General features: G+C 36.2%; 1 protein-coding gene. It reads left to right on the top strand.

The window, feature by feature from the left end; translation table 11 throughout:
* A partial coding sequence (locus tag HMPREF2881_RS04050) for an E domain-containing protein (RefSeq protein ID WP_070653663.1) occupies positions 1-2263 on the top strand: 2263 nt, incomplete at both ends.

The raw sequence follows: 2263 nt of genomic DNA, 5'->3' as shown, positions 1-2263 counted from the left end.
ACAGAAGATGTAACAACAAAAGAAGCGCCATCAGCAGAAGAAACAAACAAAGTAGCAACAGAAGAAGAAGCACCAGCAGTTGAAGAAACAAATGCTAAGAGCAATTCAAATGCTCAACCAGCAGAAACTGAGAGAACTCACGTTGTAGATACAGTTGCTAAAGATTTATATAAAAAATCTGAAGTTACAGAAGCAGAGAAAGCTGAAATTGAAAAAGTATTACCAAAAGATATTTCAAATTTATCTAATGAAGAAATTAAAAAAATAGCTTTAAGTGAAGCACTTAAAGAAACAGCTAACAAAGAAAACGCACAACCAAGAGCAACATTCCGTTCAGTAAGCAGAAATGCTAGAACAACAAATGTTAACAATTCAGCAACAGCATTAAGAGCAGCTGCACAAGACACAGTTACTAAAAAAGGAACGGGTAACTTTAAAGAATATGGAGATATAATCCATAAAACGTATAAAGAAGAATTCCCTAAAGAAGATGAGCTAACTGCATTCAATACAAACTTCAATCCTAATACAGGAACTAAAGGCGCATTAGAATATAATGATAAAATAGATTTTAATAAAGACTTTACAATTACTGTTCCAGTAGCAAATAACAACCAAGGTAATACAACAGGAGCAGATGGTTGGGGCTTTACCTTTACTCAAGGAACTGGTCAAGACTTTTTAAACCAAGGTGGTATTTTAAGAGATAAAGGTATGGCAAATGCATCCGGTTTTAAAATTGACACCTCATACAATAATGTTAATGGCAAAGTCGACAAAATCGATGCAGATAAGAAAAAAAATCTAAATCAAATTGGCGCAGCGAAAATTGGTTACGGTACATTTGTTAGAAACGGTGCAGATGGTGTGACTAGCCAAGTAGGAACTGATGCTCTCAATTCAAAAGATAACCCTGTAAATAAAATAATTTATGCAGATAATAGTACTAATCTAAATGATGGAAAATTCCATGGTCAAAGATTAAATGATGTAGTATTAAATTACGACGCAGCCACAAGTACAGTAACTGCTACATATGCAGGTAAGACTTGGACAGCTACTACAAATGATTTAGGAATCGACAAATCTCAAAAATATAATTTCTTAATTACTTCAAGTCATATGCAAAATAGATATTCTGATGGAACTATGAGAACAAATCTTGAAGGTGTAACAATTACAACGCCTCAAGCTGATTTAATTGATGATGTGGAAGTAACGAAACAACCAATTCCTCATAAAACTATTCGTGAATTTGATCCAACTCTAGAACCAGGATCACCTGATGTTATTGTACAAAAAGGTGAAGATGGAGAATCAACAACAACTACACCAACTAAAGTTGACCCTGATACAGGAGATGTAGTTGAACGTGGTGAACCAACAACAGAAGTAACAAAAAATCCAGTTGATGAGATTGTACACTTTGCACCTGAAGCAGTGCCTCAAGGACATAAAGACGAATTTGATCCAAACGCACCGAAAGGTAGCGAAGAAGAAGTTCCAGGTAAACCAGGTATCAAAAATCCAGATACAGGAGAAGTTGTAACACCTCCAGTGGATGACGTAACAAAATACGGTCCAGTTGATGGCGATCCAATCATAGAAAAAGAAGAGATTCCATTTGATAAAAAACGTGAATTTGATCCAAACTTAAAACCTGGTACAGAAGAAGTCGTACAAAAAGGTGAAAATGGAGAAAAAACAATTACAACACCAACTACGAAAAATCCATTAACAGGAGAAAAAGTAGGCGAAGGTGAACCAACAGAAGAAATCACAAAAGACCCAGTGGACGAAATCGTACATTATGGCGGTGAAGAAGTACCACAAGGTCATAAAGATGAATTTGATCCAAACGCACCAAAAGGTAGCGAAGAAGAAGTTCCAGGTAAACCAGGTATCAAAAATCCAGATACAGGAGAAGTTGTAACACCTCCAGTGGATGACGTAACAAAATACGGTCCAGTTGATGGCGATCCAATCATAGAAAAAGAAGAGATTCCGTTTGATAAAAAACGTGAATTTAATCCAGATCTAGCACCTGGTACAGAAAAAGTCGTACAAAAAGGTGAAAATGGAGAAAAAACAATTACAACACCAACTACGAAAAATCCATTAACAGGAGAAAAAGTAGGCGAAGGTGAACCAACAGAGGAAATCACAAAAGAACCAGTTGATGAAATAATTGAGTATGGTCCAGACATCGACAGCGATAGCGACTCAGACTCAGATTCTGACAGCGACAGCGATTCAGACTCAG

Origin of the sequence: Staphylococcus sp. HMSC057A08 (assembly GCF_001812925.1) — a bacterium.
Lineage (GTDB): Bacteria > Bacillota > Bacilli > Staphylococcales > Staphylococcaceae > Staphylococcus > Staphylococcus hominis.
This window is presented reverse-complemented; position numbering and strand designations above follow the sequence as displayed.